Origin of the sequence: Thauera sedimentorum, assembly GCF_014489115.1 — a bacterium.
Classification (GTDB): Bacteria; Pseudomonadota; Gammaproteobacteria; order Burkholderiales; family Rhodocyclaceae; genus Pseudothauera; species Pseudothauera sedimentorum.
Window position 1 is genome coordinate 151366 of sequence record NZ_JACTAH010000002.1, and the last position, 25176, is coordinate 176541.

The following is a 25176-nucleotide window of genomic DNA, read 5'->3' on the forward strand; positions in this document are numbered from 1 at the left end:
CTTCGATGTTGCGGCGCACGTCGTGGTTCCCTGTCCTCCGTCCAATCGCGGCCAAGGCCGCTCCTACGGCGATGTCAGGCGCAGGCCTTGGCGCGCTTAGCCAGCACCGCGCGGGCCACGCGCGAGGCCGGTTCGCGGCCGATCTCGGCGTTGATCCAGGCGGCCACGTCCACCAGCGCATCGAGGTCGATGCCGGTCTGCAGCCCCATGCCGTGCAGCAGCCAGACCAGGTCCTCGGTGGCGACGTTGCCGGACGCGCCGGCGGCGTAGGGACAACCGCCCAGGCCGCCGACCGAGGCGTCGAACACCGCCACACCCATCTGCAGGGACGCGTACACATTGGCGGCGGCCATGCCGTAGGTGTCGTGGTAATGGCCGGCGAGACGCTCGGCGGGCACGCGGCGCAACACCGCTTCGAGCATGCGGCGGATGGAAACCGGGTTACCGGTGCCGATGGTATCGCCCAGGGAGATTTCGTAACACCCCATGACCAGCAGGGTTTCCGCCACCTCGGCGACCTTCTCCGGCGCCACCGCGCCCTCGTAGGGACAGCCGGCCACGCAGGAGACGTAGCCGCGCACCCGCACGCCGGCGGCCTGCGCCGCTTCGGTGACCGGGCGGAAGCGCTCCAGCGACTCGGCGATCGAGCAGTTGATGTTCTTCTGGCTGAAGGATTCGCTGGCCGCACCGAACACCGCCACTTCCTTCGCGCCGGCCGCCAGCGCGGCCTCGAAGCCCTTGAGGTTGGGGGTGAGCACCGGGTAGTCGAGTCCCGCCGGCGCCGCGCCGCCGAGCACGCGGGTCAGCACCTCGGTGTTGTCGCCCATCTGCGGCACCCACTTGGGCGACACGAAGGAGGTCACCTCGATGGTCCGCAGCCCGGCGGCGGCCAGGCGGCGGATCAGCTCGACCTTGGTGTCGGCCGGCACCAGCTGCTTTTCGTTCTGCAGCCCGTCGCGCGGGCCGACTTCCACCAGACGGACGGTCTTCGGCAGGTCCATATCGTCCTCCTCAGCCGGCGGCCGGCTCGAACTCGACCAGCTCGGCGCCGTCGCCCACCTGGTCGCCCACGCCGAAGCGGAAGGCCTTGACCGTGCCGGCGGCCGGCGCGGTGATGGTGTGCTCCATCTTCATGGCCTCCAGGATCAGCAGCGGCGCGCCCTTGTCCACCTTGGCGCCTTCGGCGGCGACCAGGGCGATGACCTTACCCGGCATCGGCGCCACCAGCCCGCCTTCGGCGCCGCCACCCTCGCCGGTGTGATGCAGCGGATCGACCGCGGCCAGCGACCAGGCGCGGCCCTGGGCGAACACGTGGCGGCGGCCGGCGGCGGCGATCACCGTGGCGTCCAGGCGCTTGCCGTCCAGGTCCACCCGCAGCAGGCCGCGCGGGTTGAGCTCACCGCGCGCGGTGACGCCGTGGCCGTTGAGGCCGAGGCGGTAGCCGTCGGCCAGATAGGCCACGTTCACCGCGGCCTCCTGCTCCTGCCAGCGGAACAGCAGCACGCGCTGGGCGGTGGCGTTCAGGCGCCAGCCGTCGCGCGCATGCCAGGGCGAAGCCGGATGGCTGTCGCGCCGCGCGCGCTTTTCGGCACGCTCGGACTCGCGCAGCAACTCGGCCAGCGCGGCGATGAAGAAGACTTCATCCGGCGCCGCGGCTTCCTGCGGGAAGAGGTAGTCCTTCTCGCGTTCGATCAGGCCGGTGTCCAGATCGGCGGTGGAGAAGGCCGGGCAGGCGGTGAGGCGCGAGAGGAAGTCGATGTTGTTGGCCACCCCCACCACACGGTAGTCGGCCAGTGCCTGCAGCATGCGGGCCAGCGCGCGGTCGCGGTTCACGTCCCAGACGATCAGCTTGGCGATCATCGGATCGTAGTGCGGGCTGATCTCGTCGCCCTCCTCGACGCCGGTATCGACCCGCACGTGCAGGGATTCTGCCGGCGGCGCCAGGTGCACCAGCCTGCCGGTGGAGGGCAGGAAACCCTTGGCCGGATCTTCCGCGTAGATGCGCGCTTCCAGCGCATGGCCGCGGATCTGCAGCTGTTCCTGCTCCAGCGGGAGCTTCTCGCCCGAGGCCACGCGCAGCTGCCACTCCACCAGGTCCAGCCCGGTGATCATCTCGGTGACCGGGTGCTCCACCTGCAGGCGGGTGTTCATCTCCATGAAGTAGAAGGAGCCGTCCTGGTTGGCGATGAACTCCACCGTGCCGGCGCCGACATAGCCCACCGCCTTGGCGGCATCGACCGCAGCCTTGCCCATCGCCGCACGGCGCTCGGGCGTCATGCCGGGGGCGGGCGCTTCTTCCAGCACCTTCTGGTGGCGGCGCTGCACCGAGCAGTCGCGCTCGAACAGATACACCACGTTGCCGTGGGTGTCGCCGAACACCTGGATCTCGATGTGGCGCGGCTTGGTGATGTACTTCTCCACCAGCACATGGTCGTCGCCGAAGGAGGAGGAGGCCTCGCGCTTGCAGGAGGCGAGCATCTCCAGGAAATCCTCGGACTTCTCCACCAGGCGCATGCCCTTGCCGCCGCCGCCCGCCGCGGCCTTGATCAGCACCGGATAGCCGATGGCGTCGGCCTGCTGGTGCAGGTGCGCCGGGTCCTGGTCGTCGCCGTGGTAGCCGGGGGTGAGCGGCACGCCGGCCGCTTCCATCAGCTTCTTGGCTTCCGACTTGGAACCCATGGCGTGGATCGCCGACACCGGCGGGCCGATGAAGACGATGCCCGCCTCATCGCAGGCGTGGCAGAAGTCCTCGTTCTCGGACAGGAAGCCGTAGCCCGGATGGATGGCCTGCGCGCCGGTGGCCTTGGCCGCGGCGATGATGCGCTCGATCACCAGGTAGCTCTCGCGCGCGGCCGCCGGGCCGATCAGCACCGCCTCGTCGGCCAGGCGCACATGGCGCGCATTGGCGTCGGCCTCGGAATAGACGGCAACCGTCTTGATGCCCATGCGGCGGGCGGTCTTGATGACGCGGCAGGCGATTTCACCGCGGTTGGCGATCAGGATCTTTTCAAACATGGGTGGCCTCCGCGGTGAAACCGCCCAAGCATGCTGCGCATGCCTGGCGATTTGACTTCGTCGCTGCGCCGCTACGCGGCTGGTCACCGCGGTTCGCAATCAGGATTTTTTCGAACATTCTTTGTGTCTCCAGCCTCATCTCCCGTGAACCATGGCGGGGAGCGATCGGTTTGCTCCCTCCCCTTCAAGGGGAGGGCCGGGGTGGGGATGGGTGGACTCCGCAACGCCTGCACGAAACCCATCCCCATCCTGTCTTGTCCAGGGCCGGCTTTGCACAGCCGCCCCGCTCAGCCGGCGCGAAGCATGCTTCGCGAAACCCCGGCTTCGCCCCCTTGAAGGGGAAGGAACCTGCTAATTGCGGCGCCGTTGCAAGCTCAGCCTTTCGGCACCCACTCGGCCGGGCGCTTGTCGAGGAAGGCGGTCAGGCCCTCGCGCGCTTCCGGGGTGGCACGCAGTTGCGAGATGCGCCGCGCGGTGTCTTCCACCACCGCGTCGGACACCGGACGGTTGCCCACCGCGCGGATCAGGTCCTTGGCCGCAGCCTGCGACTTGGGACCGCCCTGCAGCAGGGCGTCGACGATCTCGGCGACCTTGGCGTCCAGCTCTTCCGTGGCCACCGCCTCGTGCGCCAGGCCCAGTTCGGCGGCGCGTGCGGCGGAGATGCGCTCCGCGGTCTGGAAGTAGCGGTAGGCCTGGCGTTCGCCGATGGCGCGGATCACGTAGGGGCTGATCGCCGAGGGGATGATGCCGAACTTGACCTCGGAGGTGGCGAACACCGCCTTTTCCCCGGCCACGCAGATGTCGCAGGCACTGGCCAGCCCCATGCCGCCGCCCAGCGCGGCGCCATGCACCCGCGCGATGGTGGGCTTGTCCATCTCGGCCAGCGCACGCAGCATGCCGGCCAGCTTCATCGCGTCGGCGAAGTTCTCCGCCTCGCTGGCAGCGCCGGCGGCCTTCATCCAGTTCAGATCGGCTCCGGCCGAAAAGCTCTTGCCGCGCCCGGCCAGCACTACCACGCGCACCGCGTCGTCGGCGTCGAGCTGGCGGCAGGCCGCGGTGAGGTCGGCGATCAGCTGCGCGTTGAAGGCGTTGTGCACATCCGGGCGGTTCATCCACACCGTGGCCACGCCGTTCTTGAGTTCGATTTCCAGGGTCTCGTACATGTCGTCTCCTCGCCCGCCTTACATACGGAACACGCCGAACTTGGTCGGCTGGATCGGCGCATTGAGCGCGGCAGACAGGGACAGCCCCAGCACGCGTCGGGTCTGCGCCGGATCGACCACGCCGTCGTCCCACAGGCGCGCGGTGGCGTAGTAGGGGTGGCCCTGCACTTCGTATTGCTCGCGGATCGGCGACTTGAAGGCTTCTTCCTCTTCGGCGCTCCAGCTGCCGCCCTTGGCCTCGATGCCGTCGCGGCGCACGGTGGCGAGCACGCTGGCGGCCTGCTCGCCGCCCATCACGCTGATCCGGCTGTTGGGCCAGGTCCACAGGAAGCGCGGCGAGTAGGCGCGGCCGCACATGCCGTAGTTGCCGGCGCCGAAGCTGCCGCCGATCAGGGTAGTGATCTTGGGCACCTGCACGGTCGAGACGGCCGTCACCATCTTGGCGCCATCCTTGGCGATGCCGCCGTTCTCGTACTTGCGCCCGACCATGAAGCCGGTGATGTTCTGCAGGAAGAGCAGCGGAATGCCGCGCTGGCCGCACAGCTCGACGAAGTGCGCGCCCTTCTGCGCCGACTCGCCGAACAGGATGCCGTTGTTGGCGACGATGCCCACCGGATAGCCGTGGAGCTGGGCGAAGCCGCACACCAGGGTGGTGCCGTAGCGCGCCTTGAACTCGTCGAAGCGCGAGCCATCGACCACGCGGGCGATGATCTCGCGCACGTCGAAGGGCTTGCGGGTGTCGGTGGGGATGATGCCGTAGATCTCTTCCGGGTCGTAGATCGGCGCCTCGCCCTCGCCCAGCGCCAGGCCCTGCGGCTTGACGCGGTTGAGGTTGGCGACGATGCGCCGGGCGATCGACAGCGCGTGGTTGTCGTTCTCGGCGAGGTGGTCGGCCACGCCGGAAAGCCGCGTATGCACGTCGCCACCGCCCAGGTCTTCGGCGCTCACCACCTCGCCGGTGGCGGCCTTCACCAGCGGCGGGCCGCCGAGGAAGATGGTGCCCTGGTTCTTGACGATGACCGTCTCGTCCGACATCGCCGGCACGTAGGCGCCGCCCGCGGTGCACGAACCCATCACCACGGCGATCTGCGGGATGCCCTTGGCCGACATGTTGGCCTGGTTGAAGAAGATGCGCCCGAAGTGGTCGCGGTCCGGAAAGACCTCATCCTGCTTGGGCAGGAAGGCGCCGCCGGAATCCACCAGATAGACGCAGGGCAGGTTGTTCTGCTCGGCGATCTCCTGCGCGCGCAGGTGCTTCTTGACCGTCATCGGGTAGTAGGTGCCGCCCTTCACCGTGGCGTCGTTGGCCACGATCATGCACTCCACGCCCTGCACCCGGCCGATGCCGGTGATCACCCCGGCCGAGGGCGCGTCATTGTCGTACATGCCGAAAGCGGCCATCTGGCCCACTTCCAGGAAGGCCGTGCCGGGGTCGAGCAGGTGGCCGACGCGGTCGCGCGGCAGCAGCTTGCCGCGCGCGGTGTGCTTGGCGCGCGCCGCCTCGCCGCCGCCCAGGGCAACTTCCGCCGCCTTGCCGCGCAGGTCGTCAACCAGCCCGCGCATGGTCGCCGCATTGGCCTGAAACTCCGCGCTGCGCGGGTTGATGGCAGATTTGATCGTGCTCATGTCTCCTCGTCCTCTTGTCTTGTTTCCGCTGGCCTCCATTAGAAGGTTCCTTCCCCTTCAAGGGAAAGGACAGGATGGGGATGGGTAGGCCACCCGCGCCCATCCAGCAGGCCGACATACGACGAAGCCTAGCCCCAAAGCCCACCCCGTGCCTGCCAACAAGGTTGCAATTCCTGCCACACAGCAGCAGGATTCGACCCCATGAAGACTCACCTCCCCGCCCCCGCCGATCTCACCCGCGGCCGCGCCGCCACTCCGATCGCCTTCATCCGCGCGATCGTCCTCGGCTACCGCGCACGGGGGCTGGATCCGGCCAGCGCGCTGCGCCAGGCGCAGATCACGGACGACGCCCTGGCCAACCCCGCCGCACGCATCACCGCGGCGCAGATGGAAACCATCTCCGCGCTGGCCATGCAGGAACTGGACGACGAAGCCCTGGGCTGGTTCTCGCGCCGCCTGCCGTGGGGCAGCTACGGCATGCTGGCGCGCGCTTCGCTCACCTCGCCCACGCTGGAAGTGGCGCTGAAGCGCTGGTGCCGCCACCACCATCTGCTCACCGACGACCTGGAACTGGAATTCACCCACATCCGCCACAGCGCCACCATCCGCATCACCGAGCGGCGGGACTTCGGCGCGATGCGCGAGTTCTGCCTGGTCTCCATGCTGCGCAACCTGCTCGGCTATGCCTGCTGGCTGATCGATTCGCGCATCGCGCTCACCGAGACCACCCTGCCCTTCCCCGCCCCGCCGCACGCCGACGCCTACCCCTACCTCTTCCCCGGCCCGCTGCGCTTCGACGCCGAGGCCGCCGGTTTCAGCTTCGACGCCCGCTACCTCGCCCTGCCACTGCGCCGCGACGAAGACGCCCTGCGCGCCATGCTGCAGCGCGCGCTGCCGCTCACCGTGCACCAGTACCGCCGCGACCGCCTGCTGGTGCACAGCGTCAGCCAGATCCTCGCCACCACGCCGGGCGTCGCCCGCACAGCGGAAGACGTCGCCGCCCAACTCAACATCTCGGTGCGCACCCTGCACCGCCAGCTGAAGGAAGAAGGCGTGTCGCTGCAGCGCCTGAAGGACGAGGCGCGCCGCGAGCGGGCGATCAAGCTGCTGCTGCAGACCCGCAAACCGGTGAAGCAGGTCGCCGCTGCGGTGGGGTTCGACAGCGAGAAGAGCTTCTCGCGGGCGTTCCGGGAATGGACGGGGGAGGCGCCGGGGCGGTTCAGGGCCGCTGCGGGGGTGGGAGATGTGGCAGCGGATGGGTGAACTACTCAGTAGCGCTGGGTCGACCGGAGCAGTTGCTGAACTGGCCGCCTGCAACTGGCGCCTTCCAACCCAATGCAGCCGTTGAGCTATCGCGCAAGCGGTCGTTCAACGTCTAAGGTAACCGGCGACAGGAGGCCGCTGGCCGGACGGGACCGGCAAGCGCAGCTAGCCGGGCGTCCGGTTGACCGCAGGGTTGGACATCATGGTTTCGGGCAATCTTCGCCGCCTCGACCAGCAGAACGGGTTATGGTCGACCAACCATCCGCACCGCGCACGCGAATGGTGTCATTGGATACGACTTGGTAGTCGCCATCTCCAGCAATTGGCGTATTGGGCCGATAGGTGCCCGGTTTGAAACAGCCACCAGGACCGCAGAACGAAACCGAATAGAGATTTCCATCGGCCGGCGCGATAGCCAGGCCGAAGTTATCGTTTGCACCGTACTTCCAGAAGCCAGCCAAGGGATGTGTCTCGGACGGAATTGCAGTTTTCTCAGCAATGCGGTCGAGATCGCTGGTTGGATCGTTACCCATTATGACGGATACAAACGTGGCAACAACGGCACCGACAGCCGCAACTTGAACCGCGGTTGCAATCGAAGCAAGGCCTCTTGCACCGTACTTCAGGAACTTTGATCCACCATAGGTCGATGCGCTACGCCACACCGGAACAACGGCGACAATTGAGTAGCCAGCTACCAAGGCAACCGTGAGGTAGAAAGCCATGAGACCGAGGTTGCTGATAAGCCACCAAGCCGCGAGAGACACCATTGCATTGCCGGCGACCACGGGAACTGCCCACCCTAGCCAAAACGTTTTCGGGAGCGAAACTTGACCTTGCCAAAATCGCGAGGCGGATGTCACGGGAATGATCTCCAACGTGCAAAGTAAATGGCGTGCCGCTTGCGGTACGTCCAAGCGCCTGCGAAGCGCGGTTTGACTGGGATGTTATGTTGCACTTTGCCTTTGCTCCTCGCGGTAACGATGATTTGCGTCGCGGATGAGTGAAACGATGCAATAAACGAAAAGCACAAAGAACAGCACAGCGAAAAACAATGAAACGGCTACCCACAAGCCGGCGCGATCAGGGGGCCAGCGGTCAGGGGATGCTGCGCTGAGCCAAGCATAGAAAACGACCGAGACAGCGGCATAACCACCTGCCGGTACCGAGAGAATTAGCCCGACCCACAGGAGCTTTCTATGCCGAGGCGACATGCTGTGAACATAACCTCAAAGCTGTGGGGCGCGCAGCGAAGCGGAGCGTCCGACACGAGCGCTTTGTTGGGCGCGAGCTCTCCAGTACGTTCTTCCTCTTTCTATTTTCAGAGATCTTGGGGCTGGAAACCACTCTCCAAGAATCCGGAATATTTCTGCTGGGAAATAATTTGGATCGGAATGAATCCAGCGGGGCAAATATTGTTCAAACCGCTCTGGATGGGTTCTACCTTGATTTGTTCCCGCCTCAAGCGAGCCGTAGAAATGAGCGCTAGCTTCCAGGGCGAAACCAAAGAGTACGTCTGAATTGTCTTTTGAGTCCTGAAGTCTTCTTGCAAATTCTTTCGCCTTTTCTCTCTAATCGGAATCTGGGCCAAAATACGTCTTTGAAGTATCAAACTCTCTTCCCGGTGTAGGCAGATCCCAGTTCTTCGAGACTACCGCGTCAGCCACAAGAGAAAGCAGCTCGTGTCTTGTCATGATTCAGTTTCTCCCGTTACGCCCAACGCCTCGCGTACCCGGCGGCAGAAAGCGGAGCGGAGCGTAGCTCTCTGGCGTCCGAGTTGACGCGATTGTTAGCGAATTCCGCTTGGTTTCCCATCAACCGTCAACTCGGCAGAAGTGCCTTTCAACTTCTTCAGCTTGTCAGCGGCTTGGCTTGCATGAGCTGACAAGTTAATTGCATTGTCGTGAAGTTCCTGCCAATAACCCACTTTCAACTCTACGGCCATTATTTCTGGCAACATCCCAACCACTTCTCTCGAAAATATCTCGTGATTGAGGTCTTCAAGCCGCTTGAGCCTGAGCCAATGGTGCGACAGCATCTGGAGCAATTCTGGATCAGAGAAACTGCCAGACAACATCGCCCCTACTGCGTCCCAGGTAGTTAGACGCAAATCAACGTTTCTCATTGCTCTCCCGCTAAGCGCGAGTTCCGCTATACGGTCGAGCACTTTGCTGTTGTACTCGCAAGCGTCGACAAGCACATCCACTGCGCTCCCCAATCGCTCACTAGACTCCGTTCTTTCAAGTTGCTGTTGGTGTTCGAGAAATCGTCGATTCAGAAGCAGAGCAACAGGCACCCCGAGAACAACTCCAAGGACCGTGGACGCCAGATTTGGCCAGAACGCTAGAAAGAACTCAGTCATGATCGCTAACGTGGAGCTAACCGGCCGCCGGAGGCCGAAGGCCGGAGGGAACCCAACGGCGGAGCCGTTGGGCGGTCCGTGTTGAGCCTAGGGTTAGGCACCAATTTTAAGTGCATGTCGAAAGAAACCATACATAGCGATAAGCGCCGTTTGCGCATCTTTTTGCACAACGAGATTCGGGTGTCGCTTCTGACTAAGATACCGATTGCCCAAGGTGTGCGGGTGTCCGTCCGGCTTGCGATGTGCGAAAGGATTGCGTATGACGCGCAGCGTATCTGCGTGAGCCAACATTTCGGCGGGAAACAATCCTTCGTCTTTCGCGACCTGAATTGCCTTGTCAAACGGAATACCGTACTTTGCCTTGCCCGCTGAAACCAGCTCCTCGGACAGAAGATGCTCAATCACTGCTGTTGCGAGGACCATGGAGGCAATGTAGTGCCCCTCAACGAAACACTCTCGTGCTTCGTTTAAGAGGCTTATCAATTCAACGGAACCCGAAATCATGCCGTTGAACTCAACTTGGTGCTGCGAAACCCAACGAATTCGTTCAGCTCGCTCTTGTCGACGCCAATTGTCGCTCTGCTCCAGTGCCTGAATGAGTGGGTCCTTACTGGGAACGGCGTCAGTGTCCATTGGTGCCTAACGTAGAAGTAACCGGACTGCGCGGCTTTTTGCGCAGGTCCGGTTGACTGCCGGGTTGGGCGTCGCCTCAGTCATTCGACTGTTGCGGGCCCGCCGAGAGGTTGGCCGTCGCGGTCAAAAATCGAGTCGTAGAGGAACAGAAGCCCGTTCAGTTCGCTGTTGAGGCGAAAAAGAAATTGTTGCGCCGCCGACTCGCTGTCCGGTTGGTGCTCAATAACGCAACCGAGACACATACGAACGTGGCTGATACGAGCAAGGGCATAGACGAGTGTATTTTCGTCCTCGATCACTTGCTCCGCGTACGACCTTAACCCCGCCAGATGGTCTTGCAGTTGCCCCGACGGAATGAAGTTCAGCGCGACGGTGCCCCACGCAAGTCTTAGTTGCAAACCAGAAGCCTGTTGGTCGCGGGTCAATCCTTCGTAGGATTGAACTTCGCCAATGGCGTCCAAGGTTCTGGAGCCAAGGATTGACGGATCAGCGATATAGATTGCGGCGTTTGCGGGCATCAGAAATTGCTCGGCGGAAAGAGGCGGCGGAAGCGCTCGGCTTGCGACGACCAACAGTGTTTACACGGACGTTCGGGTCTGAATAACAATTGATATTCGGGACGCTGCACGCGACCAAGAATGCGCTTTAGCTTCACTGGGTTGCCCGCTCGGCCGTCAGTCTAACAACCGTGATATTGAAGTCACCGCGCTGCAGCCGAATCGGTTTACGCTGGGCGCTTTGTCCACTGTCAAGGAGTGACCCTCATGGGGTGAACATCCCAGCCACCGTCCCCCGCGCCTACTCGACCAACTCGACACCGTTTGCCGACGGAGGCATTTCAGCCCACGTACCGCAAAAGCATACCGCTTCTGGGTAAGACAGTACATCTTCTTCCATGACAAGCGGCACCCCTGCAGATGGGGCCTGCGGAGGTGGAGCAATTCCTCAATCATCTGGCGGTGGAACGCCGGGTTGCCGCATCGATGCAGTCTCAAGCACTCAACGCCATCGTCTTCCTCTACCAGGCCGTGCTCGAAAAGCCCTTAGGACAGATGACCGGCACTACCCGCTTGATGGCTGAGTTGATCTACGGCGCGGGGTTACGTGTGCATGAATGCGTGACACTGCGTGTCAAGGACGTTGATTTTGGCTCCCGCACGCTTTCCATCCGCAACAGCAAAGGCTCCAAGGACCGACGGACCTTGTTGCCGGAAGGCTTGGTCTCGCCGCTACAACAGCACTTGCTGCGCGTCGCGACACTTCATGGTAACGATCTGGCCCGTGGCGGCGGTCTGGCGCCAATATCCGACGCGCTCGCGCGCAAGTACCCTTCCGCATCGGCATCGTTTCCGTGGCAATACGTGTTCCCGTCCGCGAGCCTGCGCCCATGGGGTAACAGCGGCAGGCTGGTGCGCTGGCACACTTCCGACTCCACGGTGCAAAGGGCCTTCAAGCAGGCGGTCGCCCGCGCCGAAATCCCCAAGCACGCGAGCGTCCACCGCCTGAGGCACAGCTTTGCGACGCACCTATTGGCCACCGGCATGGACATCCGAACCATTCAACTCCTGCTCGGCGATCGCAGTTTGCAGACAACCATGATCTACACACATGTCCTTGAAGCGATGAGGAAGGTGATGAGCCCATTCGACGCGCTGTCCGGCTAACCCAACGCCCCGCTGCAGTTACGTAGCGGGGCGAACGTCTGGTTTGGGGCGCCTTGGCCGTGCGTCCTGTAATGGCCGAAAGCCGCCGTTCTTCACCCGCATCCCCATCGCCCTCCGCACCCTGCCACGGTGCCGGGCACGTTGCGGATGAGCCGAAGGCGGGCATTGTTCGGCTCACCCGATGGGCCATTCTTGACCCGGTAACGAAATACGCCACACCGTTCTCCCTGAGCCTGTCGAAGGGCGTTCGCGTCCACTTGGCTGCGACAGGTCTGTCCTGAACGCAGCCGAAGGACTCAGCCCGAACGGTATTCATTGCCGGGTCAATAATGAGCCGAATCGACCGTGACACGGTTGCGACCGCTGCCCTTGCTGGCATACAGGGCAGCGTCGGCACGGGCGAACCACTGGTCGATGCTCTCGTCCGGGCGCAGCAGGCTGCCGCCGATGGAGACCGTGACGGCCGCGCCGCCCGGGCTGCGCAGGCATGTCTCCACCTGTACGCGCAGCTTGTCGGCCATGGCGATGAGCGCGCCCTCGTCTACGTCGTGCGCGAGAATGACGAACTCCTCGCCGCCGTAGCGGAACAGGCGGTCATTCTTGCGGATGTGCTTTTCGAGCAGACGGGCCAGTTCCACTAGAACCTTGTCGCCGGCCAAGTGGCCATACTGGTCGTTGATGCTCTTGAAGTAGTCCAGGTCGAGAACAAGGATGCCAAAGCCGACCTTGTCGCGCGCATGCACGCGCCGGGCGCGCTCCAGTTCGTCCAGCAGGGCATGACGATTGAAAGTCGCGGTCAGCGCATCCTTGGTCGCCAGCACTTCGAGTTGCTGGCGCTGGACCTCCGTACGGAACGCAAAGACATACCCCAGGAAGGCACAGACAATCCCGGTAACGCAGAAGGAGGCGATATCGCTGGCGTCACCCACCAGGCTGCCCAGGGCAAGAACCACCAGCAGGGTTCCCAGGGCGATGCCGAGCGCATGGTGGCGATGCACGAGGAAGAAGCAGGCAACGACCGCCGGGAAATACCAGTATTGTCCGGCCACGCCCAGGGCGGAGATCGCTGCAACTGCGCCGGCACCGATGAAGTAGGCAAGAAACAGACTGGGGCCATGGGTCTTCCCGGTCAGCCAGGCACGCAGCATGCAGCCGAGAATCACCGTCTCGATCAGCAGATCGACGACGAAGGCGTACCACTCGCCATTGGCGGCACGGACGAAGAGAAAGGGGGTGATCCCGATCAGCGCGATCGCCCCCATCAGCGACAGGATGGCGAGTTGGAAGTCGGTAGTCAGTCGATGGCGGATATTGCGCGCGCGGTTCACGCGCGTACCAAAATCAGCTTATGCATGACCCTGTCAAAAGGAGGGTTAATGAGCGGGCCGCCGGCCTCATCCCACGGCGGAACCGTCGTCCTGCGCCTCGGCCAGGTAGGCCTTCCACAGATGCCCGTAGCGGTCGTCGAAGCGCTCCGCGCCGGGTTCCACTGCCTCGATGCGGTCGACGCGGAAGGTGCGGAAGCTCTGGCGCAGTTCGCACCAGGCACCCAGCGTCCAGCAATGCCCCCAGAACACTAGGCCGAGCGGCCACAGGGTGCGCAGGGAGACCTCGCCGTCCGCGCGGCGGTAGCGCACCTGCACCTTGCGGCCCTTCTCCATGCCTTCGCGCAACAGGGTCATCGGCTCGCGCAGCGCTGCGGGCTGCATGAAGCCGGGCGCGCAGTAGCGCATTTCGCTGGCGGCGATGCGTTCTTCCAGGGCGCGCGGCAGCACCGCCTCGATGCGCGCCATGGCCTGCGCGGCAGCCTGGCCTAGCGCAGGGTCGGCCCAGGCCTGGACGAGCTTGGCGCCGATCACCAGGGCTTCGAGTTCGTCGCCGGTGAACATCAGCGGCGGCACCTGGTAGCCGCGGCGCAGGCGGTAGCCGACGCCGGCTTCGCCATCGATGGGGGCGCCGCTGGCGATGAGGTCGGCGATGTCGCGGTAGATGGTGCGCTCGGAGACTTCCAGCGCCTCGGCGAGCGCGCGCGCGGTGAGCACGCGGCCGTTGCGCAGCATGAGGATGATCTGGAAGAGACGGTCGGCGGGGCGCATCGGGGGCCGGGTGGCTGACAGACGCTTCACGATAGCACGCGTCGCGCAGCGGCCCGGCCAGGCTCCTGACACCACGCTGTCAGGAGGACGTGGCGAGAATGGCCTCACCCGCCGCATCCCGTGGCGGATCTTGCGAAGGAGTCCTGACATGGACAAGCCGATCTGCTGGTTCGAGCTGCCGGTGAGCGACATGGCGCGCGCGGTGCGCTTCTACGAGACGGTATTCGGTGTGACGCTGCGTCGCGACGAGTGCGGTGGCCATCCGATGGCGATCTTTCCCTACGCCGAACCGCAGCCCTCCGGCGCGCTGGTGCAGATGCCACAACTGGCGCCGCGCGACAACGGCACGCTGGTGTACCTGAACGGCGGCGAGGACCTGAACCTGGCGCTCCAGCGGGTGCGGGCGGCCGGCGGCGAAGTGGCGATGGAGAAGACGCTGATCGCCGATGACGTCGGCTACATGGCGCTGTTCATCGACAGCGAGGGCAACCGGGTGGGGTTGTACTCGAAGCACTGAGTACCCTCGACCCGGCGCTCACCCGCCGCTCAGCGCCTGCACGATGGCCAGTTCGTCGGCCGCGCCGAGCGGCTGGGCGAGTTCCTGCACCGCGCGGCCGTTGACGAAAAAGCGCATGTGGCGGCGCAGACGGTCCTGCTCGTCGACCATGCGGAAGCGGATGCCCGGGTAGCGCACATCCAGGTCGGCGAGCACCTCGCCCAGCGTGGCACCCTGCGCATCGACCAGCGACTGGCCGGTGTAGGAGCGCAGCGGCGAGGGGATGAGCACCTTCATCGCCCGCCTGCCCCGGCGGCCGGCACGCAGGCTTCCACCGCGTAGATCTCCGGCAGGTGGCGGGCGATGCAGGTCCAGCTGGCGCCTTCGTCGGTGCTGGCCCACAACTCGCCGCTGGTGGTGCCGAAGTACAGCCCCACCGGGTCGTGCGCGTCCGCGCACATGGCCTGGCGCTTCACCGTCCACCACGCCTGTTCGCGCGGCAGGCCGGCGTCCTGGCGCTGCCAGCTTTCGCCGCCATCGCGGGTGGCATACACCGCGGGCTTTCCGTCCGGACTGGTGCGCGGCCAGACGCTCTGGCCGTCCATCGGGAAGACCCAGGCACGCTCGGCGTCGCGCGGGTGGACCACCATGGGAAAGCCGATGTCGCCCACCTCCGCCGGCATCGCGCGGCCGATGCGCACCCAGGTGTCGCCGGGGCGGTCCAGCCGGTAGATGCCGCAGTGGTTCTGCTGGTAGAGGCGGTCCGGGTTGGCAGGCGACAGGCGCACGCAGTGCGGATCATGGAAGGTGGGGTCGGCGACGTCGAAACCCTCGCCCACTTCCAGGCCTTTGAGCAGCGGCGCGAAAGTCTGTCCGCCGTCGCGTGACTCATGTACGCCGCCGCCCGACATGGCGAAGTACAGATGCGCCGGGTCACGCGGATCGACCAGGATGGAGTGCAGCTTGGGGCCGTCCGGCGTACCGTCCTGCACCGTGCCCATCCAGCGCAGGTAATCCGGGTCTTCGTTGATCGGCGAGAACGGCGCCCAGGTGTCGCCGCCGTCCTGCGAGCGGAACAAGCCCTGCGGCGAGGTGCCGGCATACCAGCAGCCGGGTTCGGACGGGTGGGCCGGGGTAAGCCAGAAGGTGTGGTCCACCGCACGGCCGCTGCCGTCTTCGTGCTTGGCGAAGGCCGGCGGACGGCTGGCCTCCTGCCAGGAGACGCCCAGATCGGTGGAGCGGAACACGGTGGGGCCCAGATGCCCGGTGCTGGCGGCGGCCAGCAGGGTGCGGCCGTCGCGCGGGTCTAGCACCACATGGTTGATGATGTGACCGAGGAAGTGCGGCCCGTCCAGCCGCCAGCGGCTGCGCGCGGCATCGCCATGGACGAACCAGGCGCCCTTGCGGGTGGCAACCAGGATCAAGGGTGCTGGGCTGGCGGGGTCTGCGGACGTGGCCGGCATGGCGTGCTCCTCCTCGGCGGGCGACCCTGCGGCACGGCGCGGGGCGCGATCGGTTCCCGACGTCCTTCAGGATAGTCGGCGTGGCAGGACGCCACACCGCCTAGTCGTCGGGGGAGGAGCGAAATCGACAGGATGCGTGGCACGGACATCCGTGCCGTACTCAGAAGCGGCCGGTTTCCAGCCAGCGCTCGATCTGCGGGATGCGGTCCACGCCCCAGAAGGCTTCGCCATCGACGATGACGTAGGGCGAGCCGAACACGCCCTTGTCGATGGCGCGCGCGCATTCGTCCTTGAGGCGGTTGCGGATGGCCTCACCGGCGAGCGCCTCGACCAGAGCGGCACGGTCGGCGCCGACCGCCGCGGCCACGTCCGCCACCACGGCTTCCTGCGAGATGTCGCGCCCCTGGGCGAAGTAGGCGCGATAGATGTCCAGCGCGAAGCGGCGGGCCATGGCTTCGTCCTGGTCGAGCAGCCAGTAGAAGGCGCGCGCAGCAACCTGGGTGCCCACCGGGAAGGGCTGCGGCACCACCCAGGGCAGGCCGTAGAACGCGGCGGTGCGCTCGAAGTCGCGGAACACGTACGGCCCCTTGAGCGGCGCATCGAGCATGAGCCTGGAGCCGGTGTGCTTGTACACCGCCCCCAGCAGGAAGGGCCGCCAGCGCACGCTGCGCCCGTGGGCCGCGGCCAGCGCGTCGATCTTTTCGGCCATGAAGTAGCCGTAGGGCGAGGAGAAGTCGAAGTAGAAGTCGATCGGTTCGGCCATCGTTCAATCTCCGCCTGCGCCGGCAGGCTTGGGAATAAAAGAAGTTCCGCGGACACCCCCAGGCATGGAGAGGGAGGCTTGGGAATCCCGGAGGCGTTGGGGTCCGCGGAACCGGTCAAATCATTTCGCCGGCCTCAGTCCGCCAGCGCGCGGCCGATGACCAGGCGCTGGATGTCGGAGGCGCCTTCGTAGATCTGGCACACCCGCACGTCGCGGTAGATGCGCTCGACCGGGAAGTCGCTCACGTAGCCGTAGCCACCGTGCACCTGGATGGCGTCCGAACATACGGATTCGGCCATCTCGGAGGCGAACAGCTTGGCCATCGAGGCCTCCTTGAGGCAGGGGCGGCCGGCGTCCTTGAGGCTGGCGGCGTGCCAGACCAGCTGGCGCGCGGCTTCCAGGCGGGTGGCCATGTCGGCCAGGCGGAAGTTCACCGCCTGGTGCTCGAAGATCGGCTTGCCGAAGGCTTCGCGCTCCTGCGCGTACTTGACCGCCGCTTCCAGCGCGGCGCGCGCCATGCCCAGGCACTGCGCGGCGATGCCGATGCGGCCCGCTTCCAGGTTGGAGAGCGCGATCTTGTAGCCTTCGCCTTCCTTACCGATCACGGAATCGGCCGGAATGCGGCAGTCCTCGAACAGGATCTGGGTGGTGTCCGAGGCCTTCTGGCCCATCTTTTCCTCGATGCGGCCGACCTGGTAGCCGGGCGCGTTGGCCGGCACAAGGAAGCAGGTGATGCCCTTCTTGCCGGCAGCCTTGTCGGTCACCGCGAAGACGATCGCCATGTCGGCATGCTTGCCGGTGGTGATGAACTGCTTGACGCCGTTGAGCACCCACTCGTCGCCCTCGCGAACCGCGGTAGTGCGGATGGCCGAAGCGTCCGAGCCGACGTGCGGCTCGGTCAGGCAGAAGCAGCCGAGCTTCTCGCCGCGGGCCAGGGGCTTGAGCCAGGCCTCCTTCTGCGCGTCGGAGCCGAAGCGGTTGAGGATGCCGCAGGGCAGCGAGTTCTGCACGCTGACGATGGTGGACGTGGCCCCGTCACCGGCGGCGATCTCTTCCAGCGCCAGCACCAGGCTCATGTAATCCATGCCCGCGCCGCCCCACTCTTCCGGCACCACCATGCCGAGCGCGCCGAGCTCGGCCAGCTCCTGCAGGGCTTCGCGCGGGAAGGTGTGGTTGCGGTCCCAGTCGGCGGCGAAGGGGGCGAGGCGCTCCTGCGCAAAGGCGCGCAGCGAGTCGCGGATCATTTCCTGTTCTTGGGTGAGGATCATTGTGAGTCCTGGATACCTGAGTTTCCGGGTGATTGGTCGGTCATTACCTGCGTCCCTCCCCCTTCAAGGGGGGTGAGGGCGGGGTTTCGCAAAGCATGCTTTGCGCCGACCGAACGGGCTGGTTGTGCAAAACCGGCCCCGACGGACACTGGGGGATGGGTTCCCCTTGCGGCCGAGAATACCCATCCCCACCCCGACCCTCCCCTTGAAGGGGAGGGAGAAAACCGGTGCCTACGCGAGCTCGACTGCCAGCGCGGTGGCTTCACCGCCGCCGATGCACAGGCTGGCCACGCCGCGCTTCTTGCCGTACTGGCGCAGCGCGCCGAGCAGCGAGACGATGATGCGTGCGCCGGAGGCGCCGATCGGGTGACCCAGGGCGCAGGCGCCGCCATGCACGTTGACCTTGTCGTGCGGCAGGTTCATTTCCTTCATGGCCGCCATGGTGACCACCGCGAAGGCTTCGTTGATCTCCCACAGGTCGACGTCGCCGACCTGCCAGCCGGCCTTGTCCAGCACCTTCTGCATGGCGCCGACCGGGGCGGTGGTGAACCACTTCGGCTCCTGCGCGTGGGTGGCGTGCGCCAGGATGGTGGCCAGCGGCTTGAGGCCGAGCTTCTCGGCGGTGGAGCGGCGCATCAGCACCAGCGCCGCGGCGCCATCGGAGATCGAGCTGGAGTTGGCGGCGGTGACCGTGCCGGTCTTGCTGAACGCGGGCTTGAGGGTGGGGATCTTCTCCGGCTGGGCCTTGAGCGGCTGCTCGTCGTTCTCCACGACCACATCGCCCTTGCGCCCGGAGATGGTGACCGGCGTCACTTCCCACTTGAACAGGCCTTCCTTGATGGCCTTCTGCGCACGGGTGGTGGAGCTCATGGCGAACTCGTCCTGCGCTTCGCGCGAGAAGCTGTAGTGGCCGGCGCAGTCTTCCGCGAAGGTGCCCATCAGGCGGCCCTTGGTCTCTTCCGAGTAGCGGTCTTCCAGGCCGTCGAAGAACATGTGGTCCAGCACCTGGCCGTGACCCAGGCGGTAGCCGCCGCGCGCCTTGGGCAGCAGGTAGGGGGCGTTGGACATGGATTCCATGCCGCCGGCCACCATCACCTCGTTGCTGCCGGCGAGCAGCAGGTCGTGGGCCAGCATGGTGGCCTTCATGCCCGAGCCGCACACCTTGTTGATGGTGGTGCAGCCGGCCGACAGCGGCAGCCCGGCGCCCAGCGCGGCCTGGCGGGCCGGCGCCTGGCCGAGGCCGGCGGGCAGCACGCAGCCCATGATCACTTCCTGCACCTGCTCGGCGTTCAGGCCGGCGCGCTCCAGCGCGGCGCGGATGGCCGCAGCGCCCAGCTGCGGGGCGGTGAGCGAGGCGAGCTCGCCCTGGAAGCCACCCATCGGGGTGCGGGCGGCGGAAACGATGACGACGGGGTCGGTCATGGGGTGCTCCTGATGAAGTCGGTTGAATCTTGCGGTAGGTAACGATGCCGATTAGCAGGTGCCTTCCCCTTCAAGGGGAAGGACAGGATGGGGATGGGTCAAGCCGGAAGGCCGCAGCGTAAAACCCATCCCCACCCCGGCCCTCCCCTTGAAGGGGAGGGAGAAAACCCACGCCTCACATCGTCTCGGCAAACAGCTCACGGCCGATCAGCATCCTGCGGATCTCGCTGGTGCCGGCGCCGATTTCGTACAGCTTGGCGTCGCGCCACAGGCGGCCGACCGGGTATTCATTGGTGTAGCCCACGCCGCCCAGCGCCTGGATCGCCTCGCCGGCCATCCAGGTGGCCTTTTCGGCGGAGTACAGGATGGCGCCGGCAGCGTCCTTGCGCAGGCTGCGCGAATGATCGAGGCGGTCGCAGGCCTGGCCCACCGCATACACGTAGGCGCGGGTGGCGCTCCAGGTGGAGTACATGTCGGCGATCTTGCCCTGCATGAGCTGGAACTCGCCGATCGGGGTGTCGAACTGCTTGCGCTCGTGCATGTAGGGCACGACCACGTCCATGCACGCCGCCATGATGCCCAGCGGGCCACCGGAGAGCACCGCGCGCTCGTAGTCCAGGCCGCTCATCAGCACCTTGACGCCGTTGCCCACGCCGCCCAGCACGTTCTCTTCCGGGACTTCGACGTCGTCGAAGAACAGCGGGAAGGTGTTGGAGCCGCGCATGCCCAGCTTGTCCAGGTGGGTGCCGTGCGAGAAACCCTTCATGCCCTTCTCGATGATGAAGGCGGTCATGCCCCTGGGGCCGGCGTTGATGTCGGTCTTGGCATAGACCACCAGGGTGTCGGCGTCGCCGCCGTTGGTGATCCACATTTTGGAACCGTTCAGCACGTAACGGTCGCCCTTCTTGTCGGCGCGCAGCTTCATGCTGACCACGTCGGAACCGGCGTTGGGCTCCGACATCGCCAATGCACCGACCTGCTCGCCGGAGATCAGCCCCGGCAGATACTTGCGCTTCTGCGCCTCGTTGCCGTTGCGGCGGATCTGGTTCACGCACAGGTTGGAGTGCGCGCCGTAGGACAGGCCCACCGACGCGGAGGCGCGGGAAATCTCTTCCATGGCGATGATGTGGGCCAGATAGCCCATGGCGGTGCCGCCGTATTCCTCTTCCACGGTCATGCCATGCACGCCCAGGTCGCCGAGCTTCTTCCACAGGTCGGCGGGGAACTCGTTCACCCGGTCGATCTCGGCGGCGCGCGGGGCGATTTCCGCGGCGCAGAAGTCGCGCAGGGTGTCGCGCAGCATCTCGATGGTTTCGCCGAGGTTGAAGTCCAGGCTGGGTACGTTCATGTTGTGGTCTCCTCCACGCTGCTGTTCAGCGGTTGTCGTACGTGTCCGTTCAGGCGGGCCGCTCGGCCTTGCCGTGTAGAACCATGATGGTCTGCTGCATGGTGGCGCACAAGTTCCACTGCCCGTCCTGCACCGCGAACACGTCGGCGCGGGTGACGATCAGCGTACGGCCCGGGCGCACCACCTCGCCGCAGGCCACCAGGCGCTCTCCGGCCGCCGGGGCGACCAGGTTGAGCTTGTATTCGACGGTGAGCACGCTGGCCTCGGCCGACACCAGCGAGTTGGCGGCGAACCCGCCGGCGTTGTCGGCGATCATGCCGACGATGCCGCCGTGGATGTAGCCGTGCTGCTGGGTGATGTCGTCGCGGTGCGGCAGTTCGATCTCGACGAAGCCGGGCTCGACCGCGATGATGCGCGCACCGATCAGGCTCATCGCCTGCTGGCGGTCGAAACTCGCACGCACGCGCTCGGCGTAGTTCGGGTCTCGCGGCTGGAAGATCGGGGCTTCGCGGCGCATTCGGTCTCCTTCGACAGAGGCGAATCCTGTCATTGTTTTTACGTTTACGTCAACGTAAACTAACCATCAAAAAAATCAAGCGACGCTGCGCATGTGGCGGTCGAGTTCGGCGCGCGCCTGTTCGGCGCCGGCGGCGTTGTCGCCCAGCAGGGCGGAACACTGACGCTCGAGCATGTCGATCTCGCCGAGCACGGCCTCGATGTCCTCGCGCTGCTGCTCCAGCGCCGCACGACGCTCGGTGAGCACGCGCAGGAAGCGCTGCAGCTGCGGGGCCGAGTTGCGCACGCCGTCGTACATGTCGATCAGTTCCTTGATCTCGGCGAGCGACAGGCCGAGGCGCTTGCCGCGCAGGGTCAGGCGCAGGCGGGTGCGATCGGCCTTGGTATAGACCCGCGCCCGGCCGCTGCGCGACGGGGTGAGCAGGCCCTGATCCTCGTAGAACCGGATCGCGCGCGGGGTAACGTCGAATTCGCGTGCGAGTTCGGTGATGGTGTAGGTTTGTTCGGTGGCCATGGCGCTGCCTGTCGCGCAACCCGCACGCCCTGGAGGCGGCAGGAAAAGTTAAATATTTGTTTTATAAAAACAAAAGTTTTTACAGCGAGAAAAGTTAAGCAGATTTCCGGGGTTTGAGCAATGCGCATCGCACCCCGCCCGCAGGAGAGACCCCGATGAATACCACCGCACCCGCCACCAAACCCGACGCGGCAGGCCCCGACGCCCTGTCCTACCCCTGGTCCGACACCCCCGCCGGCGGCACCGTGCGCCAGGTCGCCACCGGCGTGGGCTGGGTCCGCATGCCGCTGCCCTTCGCCCTCAATCACGTCAATCTGTGGCTGCTCGACGACGGCGACGCCGCCGTGGTGGTGGATACCGGCTTCGGCCTGGACGAGGTGCGCACGCACTGGAACGACATCCTCGCCGCCGACGGCCGCCCGCTGTCGCGCGTGGTCGTGACCCACTGCCACCCCGACCATCTCGGCCTCGCCGACTGGCTGGCCGCCCGCGACGGGGCGCGGGTATGCATGACGCAGGGCGAGTTCCTCGGCGGCCACGCGCTCTGGCACCAGCTGCCCGGGCATTGCGTGGCCGACATGGTGGAACAGTTCCGCGCCCACGGCCTGGATGCCGCCCGCCTGGACGCGCTGGCCACCCGCGGCAACGCCTACCGCCGCGGCGTGCCGGCGCTGCCGGCCAGCTACCACCGGCTCTTCGACGGCGACCGCCTGCGCATCGGCGCGCACGAATGGGAGGTCATCGTCGGCTACGGCCACGCCCCGGAACATGCCAGCCTCTACTGCGAGTCGCTCGGGGTGCTCATTTCGGGCGACATGCTGCTGCCGCGCATCTCCACCAATGTCAGCGTTTTCGCCGCCACGCCGGATGACGACCCGCTCGGCTGGTTCCTCGATTCGCTGCACCGCATCAGCAAGCTGCCCGACCGAACGCTCGTGCTACCATCGCACGGGAGTCCGTTCCGGGGCATCCGGACGCGTGTGGAGCAACTCGTGACGCACCACCGCGACCGCTGTAACGAACTGCTGGCAGCATGCAGTATGCCGCGCAGTGCAGGGGAACTGCTCGGCACTCTGTTCCCGCGCGAACTGGACACGCACCAGGTCATGTTCGCCATGGGGGAGGCAATCGCCCATCTCAACCATCTTGCAGTGCGGGGAGAGCTCTGCAGGCAGGTCGATGGCGATGGCGTGATCCGTTTTGCAAGAAACGCTTGAACGAGGAGTACGAAGAAAAATGGCTGCACCCACGCAAGAGACCACCCATCCCGAACTTCCCGATCCGAAGGAAGTCGCCAAGACCTACGCCGAGGTTGCCCAGCGCGCCTCCAAGCTGATCAGCGAGCATGTGCAGCGCCAGCTCAAGAAGGGCGTGGCCGCACCGGCCGACGAACTGGGCATCGCCCAGGCCTTCATGGACATGATGGCCAAGCTGCTGTCCAACCCGTACAAGCTCGCCCAGTCGCAGATGAACCTGGTGTGGGACTACTTCTCGCTGTGGCAGCACTCCATGATGCGCTTCATGGGCATGCAGGCGCCCCCGGTGGCCGCCCCCGAGAAGACCGACAAGCGCTTCAAGGACGAGGAGTGGGAACAGCACTTCATGTTCGATTTCATCAAGCAGTCCTACCTGATCGCCGCCCGCCACGTGCATGACACGGTGTGCTGCGTGGAGGGCCTGGACGAGCAGACGCAGAAGAAGGTCAACTTCTATACCCGCCAGTACATCGACGCGATGAGCCCGTCGAACTTCGCCATGACCAACCCGGAAGTGTTCCGCGAGACGGTCAAGAGCCACGGGCAGAACCTGGTCAAGGGCCTGAACAACCTGCTGCGCGACGTCGAGGAAGGCGGCGGCAACCTGCGGGTGAAGATGACCGACACCACGGCCTTCGAGCTGGGCAAGAACGTCGCCACCACGCCGGGCAAGGTGGTCTTCCAGACCGACATGATGCAGCTCATCCAGTACACGCCCAGCACCGACAAGGTGCTCAAGCGTCCGCTGCTGGTCGTGCCGCCGTGGATCAACAAGTTCTACATCCTCGACCTGCGCGAGAAGAACTCCTACATCAAGTGGTGCGTGGACCAGGGCCACACCGTCTTCGTGATCTCCTGGGTGAACCCGGACGAGAAGCTGGCCGAGAAGAGCTTCGACGCCTACGTGCAGGAAGGCGTGATCGCCGCACTCGACGCCATCGAGAAACAGACCGGCGAGAAGGAAGTGAACGCCGCAGGCTACTGCCTGGGCGGCACCCTGCTGGCCACCACCCTGGCCTACCTGGCAGCCAAGAAGCAGAAGCGCATCGCCGCGGCCACCTTCTTCACCACCATGACCGACTTCACCGAGCCGGGCGAGTTGGGCGTGTTCATCGACGAAGGCCAGGTCTCCAGCCTCGAGAAGAAGATGTTCGAGCGCGGCTACCTGGAAGGCTCGGAGATGGCCGGCACCTTCAACATGATGCGTGCCAACGACCTGATCTGGTCCTTCGTGGTGAACAACTACCTGATGGGCAAGGACCCCTTCCCCTTCGACCTGCTGTACTGGAACTCCGATTCCACCCGCATGCCGGCGAAGATGCACAGCTTCTACCTGCGCAAGATGTACATGGAGAACCGCCTGTCCCAGCCCGGCGGCATCGAAATCGACGGCACCCCGATCGATCTCGGCAAGATCAAGGTGCCCTGCTACTTCATCTCCACCATCGAAGACCACATCGCGCCGTGGAAGAGCACCTACGCCGGTGCGCGCAACTTCGGCGGCCCGGTGCGCTTCGTGCTGGGCGGCTCCGGCCACATCGCCGGCATCGTCAATCCGCCGGTGGCCAACAAGTACGGCTACTGGCTGAACCCGGCCGCCAAGCTGGTCGAGTCGGCCGATGACTGGTTCGCCGCCGCCCAGCAGCAGCCGGGCTCGTGGTGGACCGACTGGCAGGCCTGGGTGGTCGCGCACGACGACGAGCAGGTCGCGCCGCGCGACCCGGCCAAGGGCAAGCTGAAGGTCATCGAGGACGGGCCGGGCAGCTACGTCAAGGTGCGCATCGACAGCACGCGCAGCGCCTGAGTCCGGCAGGACCACATGGAGCACGAGGGGGCCGCGGCCCCCTCGTTTCTTTTGCCCCGATGCCTACCCCCATCGTCGTCCTCGACACCAACACCGTGATGGCCCTGTGGTTCTTCGAGGACCCCGGGCTGGTCGATCTGCGTGCGCGCATCGAATCCGGCCGCCTGCGCCTGGCGTGCCGCGAGGACGCGCTGGAGGAATTGCGCCGCGTCCTCGCCTACCGCCAGTTTGCCATCGACCCGGCGCGCCAGGCGGCCCTGCTGGAGGCCTACCGCGCGCGGATCGTCTGCGTCGCCCCGCCGGCCGCCGATGCAACGCCACTGCCGCCCTGTCGCGACGCCGATGACCAGAAGTTCCTGGAGATCGCCCGCGACGCCGGCGCCGGCCTGCTGCTCACCCGCGACAAGGCCCTGCTGCGCCTTGCCCGCCACCGCCTGGTGCGCGAGCGCTTCGCCATTCTCACGCCGGAGCGCTACCTGGCCGACACGCCTGCCGCTTGAGCCA

The 25176-nt window shown here is 65.5% G+C and carries 24 protein-coding genes and 1 pseudogene; 7 read left to right on the top strand and 18 right to left on the bottom strand.

The window, feature by feature from the left end:
- Positions 1-74: 74 nt before the first annotated feature.
- The 4 genes from IAI53_RS10495 to IAI53_RS10510 form a co-directional block, all read right to left on the bottom strand.
- Positions 75-1001 carry a hydroxymethylglutaryl-CoA lyase gene (locus tag IAI53_RS10495; RefSeq protein ID WP_187718156.1) on the bottom strand — a complete coding sequence of 309 codons (927 nt, stop codon included), beginning with the start codon at positions 999-1001 and terminating at the stop codon, positions 75-77.
- A 10-nt stretch (positions 1002-1011) separates the two neighbouring features.
- Positions 1012-3015 carry an acetyl/propionyl/methylcrotonyl-CoA carboxylase subunit alpha gene (locus tag IAI53_RS10500; protein WP_187718157.1) on the bottom strand — a complete coding sequence of 668 codons (2004 nt, stop codon included), beginning with the start codon at positions 3013-3015 and terminating at the stop codon, positions 1012-1014.
- A 374-nt stretch (positions 3016-3389) separates the two neighbouring features.
- Complete coding sequence (locus IAI53_RS10505) at positions 3390-4178, bottom strand: enoyl-CoA hydratase/isomerase family protein (RefSeq protein ID WP_187718158.1); 789 nt, start codon at positions 4176-4178, stop codon at positions 3390-3392.
- An 18-nt stretch (positions 4179-4196) separates the two neighbouring features.
- The gene (locus IAI53_RS10510) at positions 4197-5804 is read right to left on the bottom strand and encodes a carboxyl transferase domain-containing protein (protein WP_187718159.1); all 1608 of its coding nucleotides are present in this window, start codon (positions 5802-5804) and stop codon (positions 4197-4199) included.
- 201 nt (positions 5805-6005) lie between these two features.
- On the opposite strand from IAI53_RS10510, the gene IAI53_RS10515 reads away from it, so the two are divergent.
- On the top strand, positions 6006-7067 hold the full coding sequence (locus IAI53_RS10515; protein ID WP_187718160.1) for an AraC family transcriptional regulator: 1062 nt from the start codon (positions 6006-6008) through the stop codon (positions 7065-7067).
- Between the two features lie 200 nt (positions 7068-7267).
- Here the strand turns inward: IAI53_RS10515 and IAI53_RS10520 are convergent, their stop codons facing one another.
- From IAI53_RS10520 to IAI53_RS10535, 4 genes are all read right to left on the bottom strand, one after another.
- The gene (locus IAI53_RS10520) at positions 7268-7792 is read right to left on the bottom strand and encodes a hypothetical protein (RefSeq protein ID WP_187718161.1); all 525 of its coding nucleotides are present in this window, start codon (positions 7790-7792) and stop codon (positions 7268-7270) included.
- A gap of 1064 nt (positions 7793-8856) precedes the next feature.
- Positions 8857-9429: a hypothetical protein gene (locus IAI53_RS10525; RefSeq protein WP_187718162.1), complete on the bottom strand. Its 573-nt coding sequence runs from the start codon at positions 9427-9429 to the stop codon at positions 8857-8859.
- Positions 9430-9522: 93 nt separating this feature from the next.
- Positions 9523-10062: a hypothetical protein gene (locus tag IAI53_RS10530; RefSeq protein WP_187718163.1), complete on the bottom strand. Its 540-nt coding sequence runs from the start codon at positions 10060-10062 to the stop codon at positions 9523-9525.
- Between the two features lie 80 nt (positions 10063-10142).
- Positions 10143-10580: a hypothetical protein gene (locus tag IAI53_RS10535; RefSeq protein WP_187718164.1), complete on the bottom strand. Its 438-nt coding sequence runs from the start codon at positions 10578-10580 to the stop codon at positions 10143-10145.
- 340 nt (positions 10581-10920) lie between these two features.
- Between IAI53_RS10535 and IAI53_RS18630 the strand changes: the two are divergent.
- Positions 10921-11051 (top strand): annotated as a pseudogene (locus IAI53_RS18630) (phage integrase N-terminal SAM-like domain-containing protein); the annotation flags it as partial.
- An 84-nt stretch (positions 11052-11135) separates the two neighbouring features.
- Complete coding sequence (locus IAI53_RS10540) at positions 11136-11726, top strand: tyrosine-type recombinase/integrase (protein ID WP_225433343.1); 591 nt, start codon at positions 11136-11138, stop codon at positions 11724-11726.
- A 323-nt stretch (positions 11727-12049) separates the two neighbouring features.
- Here the strand turns inward: IAI53_RS10540 and IAI53_RS10545 are convergent, their stop codons facing one another.
- Both IAI53_RS10545 and IAI53_RS10550 read right to left on the bottom strand, forming a co-directional pair.
- A complete protein-coding gene (locus IAI53_RS10545; protein ID WP_187718165.1) occupies positions 12050-13054 on the bottom strand; it encodes a GGDEF domain-containing protein in 1005 nt (334 codons plus the stop codon).
- Positions 13055-13120: 66 nt separating this feature from the next.
- Positions 13121-13852, bottom strand: a complete 732-nt coding sequence (locus IAI53_RS10550; protein ID WP_349771918.1) for a helix-turn-helix transcriptional regulator — start codon at positions 13850-13852, stop codon at positions 13121-13123.
- Positions 13853-13970: 118 nt separating this feature from the next.
- Here IAI53_RS10550 and IAI53_RS10555 point away from each other — a divergent pair, with 118 nt between their 5' ends.
- Positions 13971-14339: a VOC family protein gene (locus IAI53_RS10555; protein ID WP_187718166.1), complete on the top strand. Its 369-nt coding sequence runs from the start codon at positions 13971-13973 to the stop codon at positions 14337-14339.
- An 18-nt stretch (positions 14340-14357) separates the two neighbouring features.
- Here IAI53_RS10555 and IAI53_RS10560 read toward each other — a convergent pair whose 3' ends face one another.
- From IAI53_RS10560 to IAI53_RS10595, 8 genes are all read right to left on the bottom strand, one after another.
- Complete coding sequence (locus IAI53_RS10560) at positions 14358-14615, bottom strand: MoaD/ThiS family protein (RefSeq protein WP_187718167.1); 258 nt, start codon at positions 14613-14615, stop codon at positions 14358-14360.
- Positions 14612-15781: a WD40/YVTN/BNR-like repeat-containing protein gene (locus tag IAI53_RS10565; protein ID WP_187718168.1), complete on the bottom strand. Its 1170-nt coding sequence runs from the start codon at positions 15779-15781 to the stop codon at positions 14612-14614. Before IAI53_RS10565 ends, IAI53_RS10560 begins: the two co-directional genes overlap by 4 nt.
- Before the next feature lie 160 nt (positions 15782-15941).
- Positions 15942-16544: a 2-hydroxychromene-2-carboxylate isomerase gene (locus IAI53_RS10570; protein WP_187718169.1), complete on the bottom strand. Its 603-nt coding sequence runs from the start codon at positions 16542-16544 to the stop codon at positions 15942-15944.
- 134 nt (positions 16545-16678) lie between these two features.
- Entirely contained in the window at positions 16679-17812 is a 1134-nt protein-coding gene (locus tag IAI53_RS10575; protein WP_187718170.1) for an acyl-CoA dehydrogenase, read from the bottom strand.
- Positions 17813-18043: 231 nt separating this feature from the next.
- Entirely contained in the window at positions 18044-19234 is a 1191-nt protein-coding gene (locus IAI53_RS10580) for an acetyl-CoA C-acetyltransferase (protein ID WP_187718171.1), read from the bottom strand.
- Between the two features lie 175 nt (positions 19235-19409).
- Positions 19410-20582, bottom strand: coding sequence for an isovaleryl-CoA dehydrogenase (locus IAI53_RS10585; RefSeq protein ID WP_187718172.1), 1173 nt, complete (start codon positions 20580-20582; stop codon positions 19410-19412).
- A 49-nt stretch (positions 20583-20631) separates the two neighbouring features.
- Positions 20632-21099, bottom strand: coding sequence for a PaaI family thioesterase (locus IAI53_RS10590; protein WP_187718173.1), 468 nt, complete (start codon positions 21097-21099; stop codon positions 20632-20634).
- A gap of 75 nt (positions 21100-21174) precedes the next feature.
- Positions 21175-21612, bottom strand: coding sequence for a MerR family transcriptional regulator (locus IAI53_RS10595; RefSeq protein ID WP_187718174.1), 438 nt, complete (start codon positions 21610-21612; stop codon positions 21175-21177).
- Positions 21613-21767: 155 nt separating this feature from the next.
- Here IAI53_RS10595 and IAI53_RS10600 point away from each other — a divergent pair, with 155 nt between their 5' ends.
- From IAI53_RS10600 to IAI53_RS10610, 3 genes are read left to right on the top strand one after another with little or no spacing between them, the layout of a single operon-like run.
- On the top strand, positions 21768-22829 hold the full coding sequence (locus IAI53_RS10600) for an MBL fold metallo-hydrolase (protein WP_187718175.1): 1062 nt from the start codon (positions 21768-21770) through the stop codon (positions 22827-22829).
- A 19-nt stretch (positions 22830-22848) separates the two neighbouring features.
- Positions 22849-24672, top strand: a complete 1824-nt coding sequence (locus IAI53_RS10605; protein ID WP_187718176.1) for a PHA/PHB synthase family protein — start codon at positions 22849-22851, stop codon at positions 24670-24672.
- A gap of 59 nt (positions 24673-24731) precedes the next feature.
- Complete coding sequence (locus IAI53_RS10610; RefSeq protein ID WP_187718177.1) at positions 24732-25172, top strand: putative toxin-antitoxin system toxin component, PIN family; 441 nt, start codon at positions 24732-24734, stop codon at positions 25170-25172.
- Positions 25173-25176: the final 4 nt, after the last annotated feature.